Source organism: Serratia sp. HNCC26DJ244 (assembly GCF_057180565.1).
In genome coordinates, this window is the sequence record NZ_JBXUGO010000005.1 from 200,734 (window position 1) to 218,504 (window position 17,771).

A 17,771-nucleotide genomic window follows, 5' to 3' on the forward strand; every position below is an offset into this window, starting at 1 on the left:
TTTTGGATGGATAATGAAGAATTACCTATAACGTCTGCTCATTAATATGTGTGCTGACATAATCGAGAAAACAGGTAATACGTGCCGCTAATGGGGTATTACGGTAATAGACAGCATTGATCGGCTGCCGTACCACCAGCGTTTCTTCCGTCAACAGTGGGATCAACCGCCCAGCTTGCTAGTCTTGCCGCGTCATAAAGGCCAATCATCAGCCTCATCCTCCTGCTTAAGAGGTCTGAGCTTGCCCTTTGTTACTTGTTCTGCAAGCGTAAATGTATAGTGCCCCAGCATATTGATATGCGCATGCCGCAGTGGCAAAAGCCGGACTTCATCTTCTTCATTAATGACTTCGCCCTCATCACGCAAATGTGCCAGTGCGGCCTGCATATAAATGGTATTCCAGTTCGGCAGCCAGTGCCTTGAGTTTCTTTTCGTCCATAATTTGTCTGTCTCAGTTGTTAGTAAAAACATAACAAAAACAGTAAATTACCCAATTTTAATTACAGATTCGGCAACAGATATGCCTGACCTGCAAAATTACCGCGCCACATCTCGACTCTATTCGATATCCAAACTGCCCCGTTAGAGGCAACACTGCAAGTACAGTTTTGGTGACGGATTCCCACGAAGATTCCGGTTACCGACCAGTTCTGAGAGTTTCCAGCTCAAGGTTCTGGCTTAAAAATCCGCCTTACGGCGGTTTTTTTCGTTTCTGAGCAAGAGATTGCTCGCAGCGTAAAAGGATCTCAAGGATCCTTTTTCGAACATAGCAGTTCACTAGTAGCATATTTAGTCGCCATACCCGGCATCCAACCAGATGGAATCCCATTGCATTTAATATATCCTTTATTGCTAATTGCGCTAATATAATAATAATTAAACACCAATGACAATAAAACAATAAAACACAAACCAAACACAATGCATTTTGCTACTTTCTTCTGGAATTCAATGCTCGATTGAAACCCTATATATATAGGACTGAATGACAAGGTCAATATTGGAATTGATATCATAAAAAACAACACCGAGAAAACTGAGAAAACCGAGAAAACAAAGAAATCCGGATATGAAAAATAAGTAAAAAACCGTTCAACTCCAAAGTAAAATGAAACGACGGTAACTAAAACCAACATCAAATCAAAAAAAACAAACCAAAATCGATTAATAAAAGAAAACTTCATCATTGAAAGTGCCTCGGTATTGAGACTGTAAACGAGATTGTGTAATTGCCTGTTTTTGATATGTTCTTCCTGACAATGGAGACAGGTAAATTATGGATGAAAAGAAACTCAAGGCACTGACTGCCGAACTGACTAAAGGAATTAAAACCGAAGCTGACCTCAATGCGTTTTCTCGTATGCTGACTAAACTCACCGTCGAAACCGCTTTGAATGCTGAGCTTACCGACCACCTCGGTCATGAAAAAAATTCCCCTCAAACAGGCTCAAATACCCGTAACGGTTATTCGTCTAAGACTCTGTTCACGGATGATGGCGAGATCGAGTTGAATACCCCACATAACGCCCTTTTCAGCCAACTCACTTAAGTCTTTACGAATGGTTTCTTTGGAAAGAAAAAAGAATCTGGCCAAGTAATTAACACTCAAACTTTCATTTTCATCCAACAACCCCAGAATGACTTCTTGCCTTTTCTCTCTAAACATCATAATAAAATTCTTTCCACCAGATAATAACCAGATGTAATAATAAAAAAGTGACAACACTCATGTATTGTTATAGAAAACGGAAGTAAACGGAAGTCAAAATAAATCATTCATTTAAATGATAAATAAATAATATTCATTAGGATTTTAGATGGATAATGAAGAATTACCTATAGCGTCTGCTCATTAATATGTGTGCTCACATAATCGAGAAAACAGGTAATGCGTGCCGCTAATGGGGTATTACGGTAATAGACCGCATTGATCGGCTGCCGTACCACCAGCGTTTCTTCCGTCAGTAGTGGGATCAACAGCCCAGCTTGCTGATCTTGCCGCGTCATAAAATCAGCCAACCGCACAATGCCCACACCACATAGCGCCAGTTGCCGTAGCGTTTCACCACTGGATGCCGATAAGGTGGGGGTTATGGTAAAGAACTCCGCCTGATGATTACGTAGCGGCCACTGGTTAAGTGATTCAGGTTGGGTAAAACCCAGCAAACAGTGGTGGCTCAAGGCTTCTATGCTATGTGGGGTGCCACAACGGGCAAGGTAATCCGGGCTGGCAAGAATGCGTACCTGGCTGGTGCCCAGCAAACGGGCATGGATGGTGGAGTCACGCAATATACCGATACGAATGGCAATATCGGTGCGTTTTTCCACTAAGTCGATAATCCGGTTATCGGTATTCAGTTCTAACTCAATCTGCGGGAAATTTTGCCGAAAACCCGGCACCAACGGCACGATCACATGTTCCATAAAGGGGGCCGCCGCATTAACTCGCAAGCGGCCTGCCGGGATCTGGCGGCGTAGTGCCATTTGCTCTTCGGCATGGTCCACGGCGTTAATAATCTCTCGCGCATGGACTAAAAAACTTTGCCCTTCTTCGGTCATAGTCAGGCGGCGGGTGGTACGGCGTAATAAGGTGGTATCGAGTTTCTTTTCCAAACGGCTAAGGGCACGGCTGATGCCAGAGGTGGTCTGCCCCAACAATTCAGCAGCCGCAGTAACCGAGCCACTGTCGACTACCGTCGTGTAAGCTAATAACTCTTCAAGCGTGATTTTCATACGCCCCACCCTGGGTTACCGGGTTCAGTCACCCCCTCGCCACTAATAGCAACGGAGAGACCGCCCCCACCAGCATCACACGTCAAGTTCGGCCGTGTCGCCTTTATCCTGCAACCAGTTACGCCGATCTTCTGAACGCTTCTTCGCCAGCAACATATCCATAATCGCCATGGTTTGTGCCGTGTTTTCTTCATTGATGGTCAACTGCACCAGACGGCGGGTATTAGGATCCAGTGTGGTTTCACGCAATTGCAGCGGGTTCATTTCACCCAAACCTTTAAACCGCTGTACGTTCGGTTTGCCTTTCTTGCGCTTCAACTGATCCAATACCCCGGCCTTCTCTTCTTCGTCCAGGGCGTAATACACCTCTTTACCCAAGTCGATACGGTACAACGGCGGCATCGCCACATAGACATGCCCGCCAACCACCAATGAACGGAAGTGGCGCACAAACAGCGCGCACAGCAGTGTAGCAATGTGCAGACCATCGGAATCCGCATCCGCCAGGATACAGATTTTGCCATAGCGCAATTGGCTTAGGTCATCACTGTCAGGATCAATACCGATCGCTACTGAAATATCGTGTACTTCTTGTGAGGCCAGCACCTCGTCGGAAGAGACCTCCCAGGTATTCAGAATCTTACCTTTTAACGGCATGATCGCTTGGTATTCCCGATCGCGAGCCTGTTTGGCCGAGCCCCCTGCCGAGTCCCCTTCCACCAGAAACAGTTCGGTCATACTCAGATCCTGCGAGGTGCAATCCGCCAGCTTGCCCGGCAATGCCGGCCCACTGGTCAGTTTTTTACGCACCACCTTCTTCGCCGCCCGTAGACGGCGTTGAGCACTGGAGATCGCCAGTTCTGCCAGTTGTTCAGCTGCCTGAACATTCTGGTTCAGCCACAAGCTGAAAGCATCTTTTACCACCCCAGAGACAAAAGCCGCACATTGGCGGGAAGAGAGGCGTTCTTTGGTCTGGCCGGCAAATTGCGGATCCTGCATTTTCACCGAGAGCACATAGGCACAGCGGTCCCAAATATCTTCTGCTGAAAGTTTCACCCCGCGAGGCAGAATATTGCGGAATTCACAAAACTCGCGCATGGCATCCAGTAACCCCTGACGCAAGCCATTAACATGCGTCCCGCCCTGCATGGTCGGGATCAGGTTGACGTAGCTTTCTGTCAACAGCTCCCCGCCTTCCGGTAGCCACAATAGCGCCCAGTCCACCGCTTCGACATCACTGGCAAAATTACCGACAAAAGCGGCTTCCGGCAACGTAACCAAGCCATTCACCGCTTCCATCAGGTAGTCGGTCAGGCCATCTTGATAGCACCAACGCTGCTCGGTATTGTTAATTTTGTCGATAAAGTAGATTTCAACGCCGGGGCACAGTACTGCTTTGGCCTTCAGCAGATGGCTCAAGCGGGAAACCGAGAACCGTGGGCTGTCAAAAAACTGCTCGTCTGGCCAGAAATGAACACTGGTACCGGTATTACGCTTGCCGCAGGTACCCGTCACTTCCAGGTCCTGGACTTTATCGCCATTTTCAAACGCAATACTGTACACATTGCCATCACGGCGAACGTTAACTTCCACCCGTTTCGACAGGGCGTTTACCACAGAGATGCCCACGCCGTGCAAACCACCCGAGAACTGGTAGTTTTTATTGGAAAACTTGCCCCCAGCATGCAAACGACACAAGATCAGCTCCACCGCCGGCACCCCTTCTTCCGGGTGGATATCGACTGGCATACCACGGCCATCATCAATCACTTCCAGCGATTGATCGGCGTGCAGGATCACGTCGATACGCTTGGCATGTCCTGCCAGCGCTTCATCGACGCTGTTATCAATCACCTCTTGACCAAGGTGGTTTGGGCGCGTGGTATCGGTATACATACCGGGACGACGGCGCACTGGTTCTAAGCCACTGAGTACTTCAATGGCATCTGCGTTATAGCTGGATTGAGTCATCGTTGATTATTTTCGTGGTTAAGGTTTCACAGCCCCAAAAAATCCACAATCTGTGGGAAGTAGTGCTCGAAACCGACAAAAGCATGATTGCCACCCGATTCTACTGTTTGGCGACAGGCACTGTAATAAGCCACTGCCTGACCATAATCGAGCACTTCATCGCCGGTTTGCTGCAGCAACCAGATTAAATCTGGCGACTCTAAAGGTTCAATCTGCATCACTTTCAGATCGTAAATATGGCGTGACTCTAACACATATTGCTGCCCGGTGTAGGGGTTCTCGTTAACCCCAAGATAGTCAATCAGCAACTCAAAGGGCTTCACTGCCGGGTTGACCACCACCGCTGGCAGAACAAAACATTGTGATAACCAGGTGGCATAGTAACCCCCTAACGAAGAGCCGACGATCCCCATCGTCTGCCCTGCACGCGACATGACCATATCTTCGAGGATCTCTGCCGCATCGGCTGGATAAGCTGGCAACTGAGGTACCAGCATCTCGATATCAGGGTGATGCTCTGCCAGCCAGGCTTTCAATGAACTCGCTTTGGCAGAGAGCGGGGAACTGTTAAAACCGTGCAAATAGAGTAGTGTTGAAGACATCAGTAACCGTCCGAATCCATATCGGGGCGGAAATCATCGTTCTCCAGCCGGAATACCTGGGTTTCCACCCGGCCATCCGGCAGTAGATCAAGATAGCGCCAACCAGGAGAAACCGCATCAATAGTAAAATTAGTACAATGCGGTTTGAATTGCACACATGTGGAGGGGGAGGCCAATAACCGCCGCCCATGCCAATCCAGATCCAACTCCTGATGGATATGCCCACACAATAAGGTATTGACCTTAGGGTAGCGCAACAAAATAGCCGCCAGCACGTGCGGGTTGCGCAGGCCATGTTGATCGAGCCAAGTACAGCCTGAGGGTAACGGATGGTGATGCAGTAGCAACAGGGTATAACGTTCAGGATACGCCTGCAGACAGCGTTCCATCCACCCCAACTGATACTCGCTCAACTCACCGTGAGGCACACCGAACACCTGGCTATCCAGTAACAGAATTTGCCAGTGGTCACCCACCAGTACCTGCTTGGAGGGTGAAATAGCCGCCTCAGCCAGCGCACACACCATGGCGGGTTGAAAATCATGATTACCCGGAAGCCAAACACAAGGCACTGGCAAACGTTTCATGCCCGCAGCAAAGTGCTGATATGCTTCCAACGAATGGTCCTGTGCCAAGTCTCCCGTCGCTACCACCAAATCATATTCACACTGCTGTGCGATGACAGCATCCAGCACGGCGTGATAACTGGAATAAGTGTTAATGCCAAGCAAAGTCTCACTCTGGCTGGCAAAAAGGTGAGTATCAGTTATTTGTAAAATCCTGACCTTGGCCCCACCAGCCACAGGCAGTCTAAACAGGCTTTCCAAATGGTGTCCTTTACTATTTCAGTCTCTCTATACCCGTCGCCATTCAAGCTGCAGCCTAAACCCCACAGGGTACTAAATAACCTGAACCGTCATCTCTCCATGCGCTAAACAGTAACGCAGCCAATCAGCAAGAAACTGGTTAATTTGATGCTTTTCATCACGTTGATGTAACTTTTTATTCGGATAATCATAACTCGCTTTAAACCGATAGATCTGCTGGCTGGAACACACTTCCGCAACCATTGCATCATAATATAGCCGAACCGTCATCCTCGGCAGGCTCCAACTGTTGACTGCGGGCTGGACCTGCTCAATCTGCACTAAAGAGGTATAACGTGTACTTTCCATAATAGTCAAACGGTAGTGAACGCCATTAACCTGATAAGTAACGCTTTCATCAACTTCATCGTTATGTGGCAGCAAACGCCGCAATTGTGCGAAATTCATGGCGCACAATCTCATCATTTCAGGAAAATCAGGGGTATAGCGCTTTTGCATTTAGTTGTTCCATTCCGCTTTTAGCTGTTGATGGTGTAATGCCAACCACTGCAATGCAATCACTGAGGCCGCATTATCAATCACCCCTTCTTCAACCCAACGGTAAGCTTGCTCACGGCTGACCACATGAACGCGAATATCTTCATTCTCTTCAGGCAACCCGTGGATCCCTTCAGCCATTAGGGCATCCACTTCGCCGACCATAATCGACAAACGCTCACTGGTACCCCCTGGGCTTGCCAGATAATTCAATACCGGTTTGCAGCGCCCAACCACCACACCCGCCTCTTCTAACGCTTCACGGCGGCAAACCTCTTCAACACTTTCCCCAGTTTCAATGATACCGGCCACCATTTCCAGTAGCCATGGAGTTTCAGACGTCTCAATGGCGGCAATACGTATCTGTTCAATCAACACCACCTCGTCTCTTACCGGATCATAAGGTAACAAGACTGCCGCATGACCACGCTCTAAAATTTCGCGTGTTACCTCACCACTCATTTCACCATTGAACAGGCGATGGCGAAACCGATATAAATTAAGGGAAAAAAAACCTCGGTATAGCGTCTCTCGTGCAATAATTTCTACCTCTTTCTTACCGAGAGTAACGGGGGAAGGTTGTGAACGGTTCATGTGCCAATTCTCCTGTGCAATGATGCTAAGCTATGTTGGTAACAGAAACAGTAGGGCTATCCTGCCCTACTTTATGCTAGATTGTGAACCATGATATGCAGATGATACCGATGCAAACAGCCAAGTGTCAGTTAACCTGGCAGCGAGAAAAGTAAAAGTTCTGTCAGATGGCACATTAAGTCACATTAAGTAAACTACAGTCTCTGCTAGAATTGGCAACTATTCGTCTATCGTCAGCACTAACGTATACCCGAACTGATACAAGTAGCAGTTCTACAACAAACTCATGAGAGTTCACCTGTTATTTGAGATCGCCATATTGCTGCACAACAAGGAATGCAAATGAAAAAACTGCTCCCCTTTATTATCGGCCTGAGCCTGAGCGGCTTTAGTACCATGAGTTCAGCAGAAAACCTGCTACAAGTTTACAAACAGGCCAGGGAAAGTAACCCGGACCTGCGTAAAAGCGCCGCCGATCGTGATGCTGCCTATGAAGGTATCAATATTTCACGCAGCCCCTTGCTGCCGCAACTGGGACTCACCGCCGGGTATACGCATAACAGCGGTTTTCGTGATGCCAGCAATACCAACAGTAATACCACCGGCGGATCATTGGCGCTCACTCAGATCCTGTTTGACATGTCTAAATGGCGTGCCCTGACAATTCAGGAAAAAAGCGCCGGGATTACTGATGTCGCCTACCAAAACTCAGCCCAACAGTTGATACTCAATACGGCGACAGCCTATTTTGACGTGCTACAAGCCATTGATTCGCTCTCTTTTACTCGGGCGAATAAATTGGCGGTTTACCGGACACTGGATCAAACTACCCAACGTTTTAACGTCGGCCTGGTGGCAATTACCGATGTGCAAGACGCCCGTGCCAACTACGATACCGTTCTGGCCCAAGAAGTCACCGCACGTAACAATCTTGATAACGCATTAGAAGCATTACGCCAAATCACCGGCACCTATTACGCAGAACTCTCTTCACTGGATACGGGCAAGTTCACCACCAAGCGCCCAGATGCCGTCAACAATCTGTTGAAACAGGCTGAAAACCGTAACCTGAATCTATTATCTGCCCGTCTGAGCCAGGATTTGGCGCGCGAACAGATTAAAGCGGCACAGACAGGCTATATGCCAACCGTTGATTTAACCGCTTCCAGTGGGATCACCAATACCCGAACTGGTGGTTCGCAAAACAACACACCTGACTCAGATATTGGTCAGAACAAGATTGGGGTTAATCTCAGCGTGCCAATCTATAACGGTGGGATAACCAACGCCCAAGTACAACAGGCGCAGTACAATTTTGTCGGGGCCAGTGAGCAGTTGGAAAGTGCGCACCGCAGTGTAATACAAACGGTTCGTTCCTCTTTCAACAATATTTCTGCATCCATCAGTAGTATCAGTGCCTATAAGCAGGTAGAAGTCTCTGCCCAGAGCTCATTGGATGCAACAGAGGCCGGTTATGAGGTGGGAACACGGACGATTGTTGACGTGTTGAATGCCACTACAGCGCTGTATAACGCCAAGCAACAGCTTTCCAAGGCTCGCTACGACTATCTGACCAATCAGTTGAGAATTCAATTGGCCCAGGGCACCTTGAATGAAAATGATCTGATGATGTTGAACGGAGCTTTGGGCAAACCGATCTCAACCTCGCCAGAGGCGGTCGCCCCCTCAACGGCTGAGCAAGATGCCTATGCCGCTGGTGCCACCACCACCAGACCAGAAAACAGCCGCACCACCGCGCCAACCCGCTGATCACTTCCATCACGGGGCTAGCCTTCGCTAGCTCCGTTTTGTGCTTTTTGTTTTGTCCTTTTTGCTTAATACGTTGCTGCCCTCATTCTACTATTCAGTGTTATTATTCTCTTCCGATGATTTCAAGGCTGGATAAGAACTGATGGAGAACGCCTCTCGCTGGCAACGCCTGATCGCCGAAGGTACCCTAACACTAGCAGATCAACCCTCACCGGCCATTTATGCTTCCTGGTTACGTTGCCGTACTCTGATGCAACCCACGGTCTGGAGAGCGCCTCACTGTGCGTTGGGGACCACCTTCAATTCCATCTTCCAGCGTAAAGACGACTTCATCACCCTCGGTCAGGCAGCATTAGAAGATGCCTGGGAATATATGGAGCAGCGTCATTGTGTGCTGATGATCCTTGATGAGAGCAGTTGTACACTCTGGCAATGCGGCGATGACACCACCCGTGAACAACTGCTCGAACTGGGCTTTACTGCTGGCGCATACTGGACGGAAGGGGATATTGGCACCAATGCCCCTGCACTGGCGGTATCAGAAGGTCACCCAATACAAGTTTACGGGAGTGAGCATGTCCGCCAGGCATTGCACAATTGGTCATTTTGCGCCGCCCCGGTTTATGATAACAATGGTCGGCAGCGCGGGACGTTGGCACTCGGTTGCCAACTGGCGGACTCTAGTGCCAGCGACCTCTCACTGATCCTGGCCATTGCCAGAGAAATTGGTAACGCCCTGAGCGCCGATAGTTTGCTGGCTGAATCCAACCGCCATCTGAATCAGCTCAATGGATTGCTCGATAGCGTTGACGATGGCGTTATGGCTTGGGATCACCGTGGTTATCTGCAATACATCAACCACCGTGCCGCCACTATGCTGAAACTGCATGAACAGCAAAGCCAGGGTAAACCACTCTCTCAGTTGCTGACCTTGCCTGCGTTGCTGAACCGGGCTATTGCTCAACGCCAGGCATTGCAACATGTTGAAGTCACCTTCGAGAATCAGGGGCAGTTTATCGCCACCTTATTAACGCTTAAACCGATCCCTGATGGGGAACATTGCAGCTTTATTGCCCTATTGCATCCGTTTGAGCGGCTGCATCAATATGTCAGTAGCCAAATCAGCCGGGTGAGTCACACCTTCGAACAGATGCCTTCAGGTACACAAGAGATGCGCCGCTTGATCCGCTATGGTCAGCAAGCGGCGAAAGGCCATCACCCTATTTTGCTGTGTGGTGAAGAAGGCGTAGGTAAAGAGCTGGTGAGTCAATCTATTCATAACGCCAGCGACAGGGCGGCTGGGCCCTATATCGCGCTGAATTGCCAGTTACTGCCAGAAGAACAAGGGCTAAAAGAACTGCTGGGTAGTGATGCCAGTGAAGAGGAAGCGGGTCAGCTCAGCAAATTTGAACTGGCCAACGGGGGTACGCTGTATCTTGAACAGATCGAATATCTGCCGCTGACGATGCAATCCGCCCTGTTGCAGATTTTAAAAACCGGCGTGGTCATGCGTATGAATTCCAGTCACGTGATCCCGGTGAATGTCCGGGTGATTGCCGCCAGCGCTGCTAATCTGCCAGTCTTGGTGCAACAGAATCGTTTCCGCCGCCAACTGTTCTATAGCCTGCAGGCATTCGAAATCCAAATCCCACCACTACGTCAGCGCCTTAGTGACATTCCATTGCTGGTACTCCACCATCTACGTGCGTTGGAACAACACTTTCAATGCCGCTTTCGGGTGGATGATGAGGTGATGACTCAATTAGGATTATATCTGTGGCCAGGGAACGATTTAGAACTGAAAGGGGTGATAGAGCGTGCGGCCATGATTTGCCACAATCATCATATTCAACTGGCGGATTTACCCTCTCACTTACTCAGTCAACAACCCTTACTGGAAAGTGATACGCAACCGGTCATGCCCTTGTTGACGCTGGCTGAAATGGAACGGCAGGCTATTATCCGTGTAGCGAATGTCAGCCATGGGCAACTCAATGAGATGGCGCAGCTACTGGGGATCAGCCGCACCACTCTCTGGCGGAAAATCAAACAACTGCAAATTGATATCCGCCAGTTCAAACAGCGTGCTTAATGACTCAGCTGTAATGTTCCACGCGCTGCATCCAACATTGCCTTCTGGCCGCTGTGGGTTTTGTTCATGCACTCTTCTACGCCAACAACCATCGGTATCCCCATGGTTTTAGCCAAAATAGCCGCATGAGACAACGCACTGCCGCCACTCAGGCAAATACCCAGTACCCGGCGACGTTCCAGCATCACCACCTCTGAAGGCATCAATTCATCCGTCACCAGAATCGAAGGCTCACTGAGTGTGATCGCTTGAATCGGCTGCTGTTGCAGGTGGCATAAGCTACGGCGCAAGACATCACGCACGTCCAGTTCACGTGCCCGCAAATAGTCATCATCCAATGCCCGGTAATCAGCGGCTACCTGCTCCAGCTCCTGTTGCCATGCCTGCTCAGCGGTACATAGCTGTTCGGCAATACGGTTGTAGGCTGCCTGCTGCAGGTCAGGATCATCAAGTAACATACTGTGCGCGGCAAAGATCGCCGCCTGTGTGCTACCGATAAGCTGAGCCGCATGATCCGCCAGTTGGTCAAGGTCATTGAGCGTGTGCTGCAGTGCAGTACGCAGACGCTGTTGCTCATTGAGCACGTCATCAACACCTATCTTGCGCGACTCGACTTGAGGCCAAAAACTGCGGTTTTGGAATATCGGACCGCTGATCACACTTTCCGCCACCGGAATACCATGCAACGAAGGCTGCTGCTGCTCGGAAACCGTTTCACCGAAATGCTGTTCCGCCAATACTTTGAAAGCAGCCAGGGCTTCATCTGCCTGATTACCATCAGCAATCAGACGGATAGTATCACCATGACGAACCTGCAACATCGCCAGTTGATTCAGGCTACGCGGGTTGGCACACTGCCCCTGTTTTTCCAGCACCAGTTCAGCATCAAAGGGCGCTAATGCCTCTGCCAAACGAGCGGCAGGGCGGGCATGTAACCCATGTGGATTCTGCACCTGCCAACTCAGGCTCTTACCCTGATTCAATGGCAGACTTATCGGTTTGCTGGCAACGGGCTGTTCACCCAGTTGTGCCTGTTTACCCTGTAATGCACCCTGCGCTTCCGCCAGAACCTGTTCCAGGTTACCGCCAGCATTGGCCGCCACAACGGCAGCCAAGGTCCCTTCAACCAAAGGGGCTGAGCACAATGTCACTCGTGCAGACAACTCTGGCTCAAGCAGTTCCAGTGCGGTTTCAGCACTCAATAGCGCACTGCCAAGATCCATCAGCACAACGATCCCAGCCGCATCAGACACCGATTCGATCGCTTCCATCACCTTAATCGCATCGGTACCGATCGGGTGTTCTTCATCATCAACCCCCGCCGCCAGTGCCAGTTTACACCCCTCGCTGTTCATCATCTGACGGGCAAGCTGCTCAATACCTTGAGCCAACCGAGCACTGTGCGAAACCACAACAATATTAATCATCCAGCAGCCCCCACTACTTCAGCCAATGTTTGCATCATCAACATGGCGGAAGTCGCACCCGGATCCTGGTGGCCAATACTACGCTCCCCAAGATAGCTGGCACGCCCTTTACGGGCCTGCATGGTGATGGTGGCTTGTGCTGCTTGTTCGGCACGTACTGCAGCTTGTTGCAACGCTTGTGGCAGACTCAACTGCTGTTCTAGTGACTGGTTCAGGCTCTCTACCACCGGCCCCCAGACATCACACATGGTTTTATCGCCCGGTTCGGCTTTACCACGCATCATGACCCCTTCAGCCCCTTCCTGGATCATCTGCTTCAATTCCGCCAGATCCAGACTCTGCTTGGCATTAGCCTCTTGAGCAGCACGGATAAAGAAGGTACCAAACAGCGGGCCACTGGCGCCCCCGACACTGGAAAGCAGCGTCATACCGGTATTCTTGAGAATAAAGCCGATATCCTTGTCCGCCACAGAAGGCAGTTTCTCTACCACCTTGTTAAAACCACGGTTCATGTTCAGGCCATGGTCGCCATCACCGATATCGGTATCCAACTGGGTCAGAAAATCACGCTCACGGGTAAACACTTCACCGCACTGCATCAACCATTCGACAACCTGTTGTTTGCTTAACGTCATCTTTCTGCTCCTCAGCCCCAGCACAGCGCAGGGGTTTTCACCGGCGCATCCCATAGTGACAACAACTCATCATCCACTTGCAGTAAGGTGATGGAAACACCCTGCATATCCAGCGAAGTACAGTACGAACCAATCAGATTACGTTCGATGGTGATCCCGGCTTCCGCACAGCGTTCAACCAGGCGATGATAGACACCGTACAGCTCGGAAACCGGCGTTGCCCCCAGGTTGTTCACCAGGGCAATGACTCGGTCACCTCGGGTCAGTGCACGTTTACTCTGCTGCTGATCAAGCCATTCGCCGGCTTGACGATCCCAAACACGGACCGTGCGCTGATAAGGGCCATGCTCAATCAGGGTATGGAACATTTCATCCACGGTATTATCAAGGGAAGTGAACAAGCGCCGTTCGATGCCCGGTTCACCATGGATGCCGACACCAAACTCCATCTCATTATCCGCTAAAATAAACGATGGCTTACCGGCTGCTGGCACAGTGCACGCACCTAACGCTACCCCAAGAGAGTGCCCTTGATTGTTGATTTTGTGGCCCAGCGCCACTATCGCATCCAGGTCATCCCCTCTGACTGCCGCAGCACCGAGCAGTTTTTCCATCAGCACCGTGTTGGCTACACCACGCCGCCCAGCGGTAAACAGACTATCTTTAACTGCCACATCGTCATCAACCAGCACGGTGGCTACCGCAACACCGCTGTCATGCAGCAATTCGGTCGCGGTCTCAAAATTCAATACATCACCGGTATAGTTCTTGATGATGAGCAATACGCCGGCACCACCATCAATCGCCAGACCACAGTCATACATTTTGTCAGGCGTAGGTGAGGTAAAAATCTCCCCAGGGCAAGCGCCATCAAGCATCCCCTCACCGACAAAACCGCAGTGCATTGGCTCATGACCACTGCCACCACCAGAGAGAATCGCCACTTTCCCCATGGTCGGGCCTGCTTTGCGGGTGACAAATAACGGCTCCTGATGGACGACCAGTTCTGGATGTGCTTCTGCTATCCCCAGTAACTGTTCGTCAAGTACTGACTCAACTTTATTGATAAGTTTTTTCACCATTCATTCCTCGATTGGCAACAGCAAGTCCCAGAAGTACGCCCGCTATTGTCATGCAAACTGTAGGGGTCATGACTTGCCCAATCCTTGGGCGTTGTTTCATCCCTGACCCATCAATTGATGGCTGTTAGGGATTACTCCCCCTGGAGCCAGGCAGTACCCAGCTTATCGGCAGTCAAAATAGCGGCCAGCACCATATCTGGTGTTACGGTGAATGGCATGTTGTGAATGGTTTCACCTTTGGCGCAACTCGCCTCTGCCACTTTGCTGATTTTCTCTTTCAGCTCACCCTTGACGCCCATTTGAGCCAGTGTGATCGGCAACCCTACCTGCTGGCAGAAATCCATCACGGTTTCAATCTGCTCCATGGAGCTGTTTTGCAATACCAACTGAGACAGGGTACCAAATGCCACTTTCTCGCCGTGATACAGGTGGTGACACTCTTCCAGAACGGTGAAACCGTTATGGATGGCGTGTGCAGCGGCCAGGCCACTACTTTCAAAACCAATCCCACTCAGGTAGGTATTGGCTTCAATAACCCGTTCTACGGCTTCGGTAACCACACCCGATTCTGCCGCTAACTTGGCTTTAACGCCCTCGGCCAGCAAGGTGTCATAGCAAAGACGGGCCAGGTTGAGTGCAGCCAGAGTCGATTTCCCCCCTGCCATACTGGTGGCCTGGGAATCTAAACACGCTTTGGCTTCAAAATAAGTCGAAAGTGCATCCCCCATCCCTGATACCAGCAGACGAACCGGTGCTTTAGCAATAATGGCACTGTCCATCACCACCATATTGGGGTTGGCTGGGTAGATCAGATACTCTTCGAACTCACCCGAATCGGTGTAGATCACCGACAAAGCACTGGTCGGTGCATCGGTTGATGCAATGGTGGGCATCAATACCACTGGCAAATGTTGGAAGTAGGCAACCGCCTTGGCAGTATCCAGGGTTTTACCCCCACCGATGCCAATCACGCCTTTACAGCCATGCTTCTGTAACTCTTCGCCCAAACGCTTGATTTCTTTATGGCTACATTCACCATTGAAAACACAGGCGTGATTTTTCACCCCTTGTTGCTGCAGACTGCCCAGAACGGTCTCACCGACCAGTTTCATCACGAAATCGTCGGCAATCACAAAGTAATTATCGGCAAGTGATTTAGCATATTCACCAACAGAGGCTGAGGCATTTGGACCTTGAATGTATTTGCTTGGTGATTGAATGATTCTCAACATAACTGACTCCTTGAAGGAAAGTTAACGATTGTAATGTTCAGGTATCGGCTTAAAGCAGATGCATTTCAATACCTGCATCTTGGTGTATTACCGACTATACGTCCTGCATACGGTCCGGCGAATAGCAGTAAAAAACGTTACGTAATGGAACACTCTACGCCTAAAAATGTTCCATTATGTAACATTAAAATGTTATTTTTACCCATAAAGCGAACTGGCGCACACACCAACGTATAACTGCGTAAAGAGACCATTTCAGCTTTAATTGTGAACGTATTTCCCCTATCCTTACGGGCAATAACTGAGTAACGGCGAATACCGCCTGAATGACGGGATAACAACCATGAAACGGACAAAACAAATCAACCAAGAAACCTTCCGCAAATCCTGGCGCAGCTACCGTGTTGCACCGGTGGCTTTGGCAATCAGCGCAGTCTTTATGCTGGCTGGCTGCGAACAAGCGGATGAAACCGTCTCTTTGTACCAAAACGCTGACGATTGTTCCCACGCGAATCCATCAATGAGTGAACAATGTACCACCGCCTACAATAATGCCCTGAAAGAAGCAGAGAAAACCGCCCCCAAATATGCCAACCGTGAAGATTGCGTTGCAGAATTTGGTGAGTCGCAATGTACTCAGGCTCCGGCTCAGGCAGGCATGGCAGCACAATCACAAAGCAGCGGCAGCTTCTGGATGCCACTGATGGCTGGCTATATGATGGGCCGTATGATGGGTGGCGGTTATGCCCAACAACCGCTCTTTACCTCTAAAAATGCCGCCAGCCCGGCAAATGGCAAGTTCGTTGATGCCAGCGGCAAGAATTATGGTGCGGCAACCGCGGGTGGCCGTACCATGACGGTGCCGAAAACCGCCATGGCCCCCAAACCTGCAGTGACCAACACCATCACCCGTGGTGGCTTTGGTGAAACCGTTGCCAAACAGACCAGTATGCAGCGCAGCAGTAGCGCTAGCTCTTCGAGCTCACGCAGCATGGGCGGTTAATGCATGAAACGCATTGCAATTACCGAACGCCCCGACTGGCGGGAAAGAGCTACTGAATTTGGTTTCAACTTCCACACCATGTATGGCGAGCCCTACTGGTGTGAAGATGCTTATTATCAGTTCACCCTGGCGCAAATCGAAGAGATTGAAGAGGCCACTGCCGAACTGCACCAGATGTGCCTGAAAGTGGTGGAAAAAGTGGTCAACAGCGATGAGCTGATGACCAAATTCCGTATTCCAAAGCATACTTGGGATTTCGTGCGCAACTCTTGGCGTACCCATCAGCCATCACTCTATTCGCGGCTGGACCTGGCTTATGATGGGGTCAACCCACCCAAACTGCTGGAGAACAACGCCGATACGCCAACCTCGCTGTATGAGTCGGCCTTTTTCCAATGGTTATGGTTGGAAGACCAAATCAATGCCGGTAAGTTGGACCCGCAATCCGATCAATACAACAGTCTGCAAGAAAAACTGATTGAGCGTTTTGCCGATCTGCAAGCCCACCATGGCTTTAGCCTATTGCATCTGGCCTGCTGCCAAGACAGCGAGGAAGATCGCGGCACGGTGCAATATCTGCAGGACTGTGCTTTCGAAGCCGGGCTACCGACCGAATTCCTGTTTATGGAGGAGATTGGTCTGGGTGAGAAAGGCCAGTTTACTGACCAGCAAGACCAAGTGATCAGTAACCTGTTCAAACTCTACCCTTGGGAGTTTATGCTGCGGGAAATGTTTTCTACCAAGCTGGAAGATGCCGGTGTACGCTGGTTAGAACCCGCCTGGAAGAGCATTATTTCCAACAAAGCACTCTTACCGCTGTTGTGGGAGATGTTCCCCGACCACCCGAATCTGTTGCCTGCTTATTTCGCCGAAGATGATCATCCACCGATGGAACACTACGTCACCAAGCCGCTGTTTTCCCGTGAAGGAGCCAATATCCAGATCGTGAAAAATGGCCAGGAAGTGGTGCGTGTTGATGGGCCTTATGGCGAAGAAGGCATGATTGTGCAGCAATTCTGTCCACTACCGCAGTTTGAAGGCAGCTATACGCTGATCGGTAGTTGGCTGGTGAATGATCAACCTTGTGGTATTGGTCTGCGTGAAGACCGTGAATTGATCACTCAGGATCTGTCGCGTTTTTATCCGCATATTATTCTTGGTTGATGACTATCCTTTAAATAATTCGAGTTGTTGTTCAAAACACCAAGCGTTTTGAACAACACTTGCGTTAGCCCGCAAGGGATAACCTCATAAATGAGGTTCACT

Annotated in this window: 15 protein-coding genes and 3 pseudogenes; 5 read left to right on the forward strand and 13 right to left on the reverse strand. The window is 50.0% G+C overall.

What is annotated here, in order from left to right; genetic code table 11:
* Window positions 1–25: 25 nt before the first annotated feature.
* Both AC2A06_RS06475 and AC2A06_RS06480 read right to left on the reverse strand, forming a co-directional pair.
* Window positions 26–199 (reverse strand): annotated as a pseudogene (locus tag AC2A06_RS06475) (LysR family transcriptional regulator); the annotation flags it as partial.
* Window positions 193–402: pseudogene (locus AC2A06_RS06480) on the reverse strand (Tn3 family transposase); the annotation flags it as partial. The pseudogenes AC2A06_RS06480 and AC2A06_RS06475, both read right to left, overlap by 7 nt.
* 874 nt (window positions 403–1,276) lie before the next feature.
* On the opposite strand from AC2A06_RS06480, the pseudogene AC2A06_RS06485 reads away from it, so the two are divergent.
* Window positions 1,277–1,525, forward strand: a pseudogene (locus AC2A06_RS06485) (transposase); the annotation flags it as partial.
* On the opposite strand, the gene AC2A06_RS06490 reads toward AC2A06_RS06485, so the two are convergent.
* The 7 genes from AC2A06_RS06490 to nudF form a co-directional block, all read right to left on the reverse strand.
* A complete protein-coding gene (locus tag AC2A06_RS06490) occupies window positions 1,448–1,669 on the reverse strand; it encodes a DeoR family transcriptional regulator (protein ID WP_484379790.1) in 222 nt (73 codons plus the stop codon). The pseudogene AC2A06_RS06485 and the gene AC2A06_RS06490 sit on opposite strands and share 78 nt — an antisense overlap.
* A gap of 167 nt (window positions 1,670–1,836) precedes the next feature.
* Window positions 1,837–2,733, reverse strand: coding sequence for a LysR substrate-binding domain-containing protein (locus AC2A06_RS06495; protein ID WP_484379750.1), 897 nt, complete (start codon window positions 2,731–2,733; stop codon window positions 1,837–1,839).
* Between the two features lie 75 nt (window positions 2,734–2,808).
* A complete protein-coding gene (gene parE / locus AC2A06_RS06500; RefSeq protein ID WP_023490680.1) occupies window positions 2,809–4,704 on the reverse strand; it encodes a DNA topoisomerase IV subunit B in 1,896 nt (631 codons plus the stop codon).
* A gap of 26 nt (window positions 4,705–4,730) precedes the next feature.
* Complete coding sequence (yqiA, locus tag AC2A06_RS06505) at window positions 4,731–5,306, reverse strand: esterase YqiA (protein WP_023490681.1); 576 nt, start codon at window positions 5,304–5,306, stop codon at window positions 4,731–4,733.
* Complete coding sequence (cpdA, locus tag AC2A06_RS06510; RefSeq protein WP_484379751.1) at window positions 5,306–6,133, reverse strand: 3',5'-cyclic-AMP phosphodiesterase; 828 nt, start codon at window positions 6,131–6,133, stop codon at window positions 5,306–5,308. Before cpdA ends, yqiA begins: the two co-directional genes overlap by 1 nt.
* Before the next feature lie 72 nt (window positions 6,134–6,205).
* On the reverse strand, window positions 6,206–6,631 hold the full coding sequence (locus tag AC2A06_RS06515; protein WP_023490683.1) for a DUF1249 family protein: 426 nt from the start codon (window positions 6,629–6,631) through the stop codon (window positions 6,206–6,208).
* A complete protein-coding gene (nudF, locus tag AC2A06_RS06520) occupies window positions 6,632–7,264 on the reverse strand; it encodes an ADP-ribose diphosphatase (protein ID WP_484379752.1) in 633 nt (210 codons plus the stop codon). It lies immediately after the preceding gene.
* A 342-nt stretch (window positions 7,265–7,606) separates the two neighbouring features.
* Here nudF and tolC point away from each other — a divergent pair, with 342 nt between their 5' ends.
* Both tolC and dhaR read left to right on the forward strand, forming a co-directional pair.
* Window positions 7,607–9,034 (forward strand): outer membrane channel protein TolC, encoded by a 1,428-nt coding sequence (gene tolC, locus AC2A06_RS06525; protein WP_484379753.1) that lies wholly within the window; start codon window positions 7,607–7,609, stop codon window positions 9,032–9,034.
* 142 nt (window positions 9,035–9,176) lie between these two features.
* Entirely contained in the window at window positions 9,177–11,126 is a 1,950-nt protein-coding gene (dhaR, locus tag AC2A06_RS06530) for a dihydroxyacetone kinase operon transcriptional regulator DhaR (RefSeq protein ID WP_484379754.1), read from the forward strand.
* On the opposite strand, the gene dhaM is transcribed toward dhaR, so the two are convergent.
* The 4 genes from dhaM to AC2A06_RS06550 all read right to left on the reverse strand — a co-directional run bounded on the left by dhaM (window position 11,123) and on the right by AC2A06_RS06550 (window position 15,502).
* The gene (gene dhaM / locus AC2A06_RS06535) at window positions 11,123–12,553 is read right to left on the reverse strand and encodes a dihydroxyacetone kinase phosphoryl donor subunit DhaM (RefSeq protein WP_484379755.1); all 1,431 of its coding nucleotides are present in this window, start codon (window positions 12,551–12,553) and stop codon (window positions 11,123–11,125) included. The two genes, dhaR and dhaM, sit on opposite strands and share 4 nt — an antisense overlap.
* On the reverse strand, window positions 12,550–13,188 hold the full coding sequence (dhaL, locus tag AC2A06_RS06540; protein WP_023489696.1) for a dihydroxyacetone kinase subunit DhaL: 639 nt from the start codon (window positions 13,186–13,188) through the stop codon (window positions 12,550–12,552). Before dhaL ends, dhaM begins: the two co-directional genes overlap by 4 nt.
* Window positions 13,189–13,199: 11 nt before the next feature.
* Window positions 13,200–14,267: a dihydroxyacetone kinase subunit DhaK gene (gene dhaK, locus AC2A06_RS06545; RefSeq protein ID WP_037384675.1), complete on the reverse strand. Its 1,068-nt coding sequence runs from the start codon at window positions 14,265–14,267 to the stop codon at window positions 13,200–13,202.
* 134 nt (window positions 14,268–14,401) lie between these two features.
* Complete coding sequence (locus AC2A06_RS06550) at window positions 14,402–15,502, reverse strand: glycerol dehydrogenase (RefSeq protein ID WP_473196763.1); 1,101 nt, start codon at window positions 15,500–15,502, stop codon at window positions 14,402–14,404.
* A 343-nt stretch (window positions 15,503–15,845) separates the two neighbouring features.
* On the opposite strand from AC2A06_RS06550, the gene AC2A06_RS06555 reads away from it, so the two are divergent.
* Window positions 15,846–16,505: a DUF1190 family protein gene (locus tag AC2A06_RS06555; RefSeq protein ID WP_473196762.1), complete on the forward strand. Its 660-nt coding sequence runs from the start codon at window positions 15,846–15,848 to the stop codon at window positions 16,503–16,505.
* A 3-nt stretch (window positions 16,506–16,508) separates the two neighbouring features.
* Window positions 16,509–17,669 (forward strand): glutathionylspermidine synthase family protein, encoded by a 1,161-nt coding sequence (locus AC2A06_RS06560; RefSeq protein ID WP_484379756.1) that lies wholly within the window; start codon window positions 16,509–16,511, stop codon window positions 17,667–17,669.
* Window positions 17,670–17,771 lie beyond the last annotated feature (102 nt).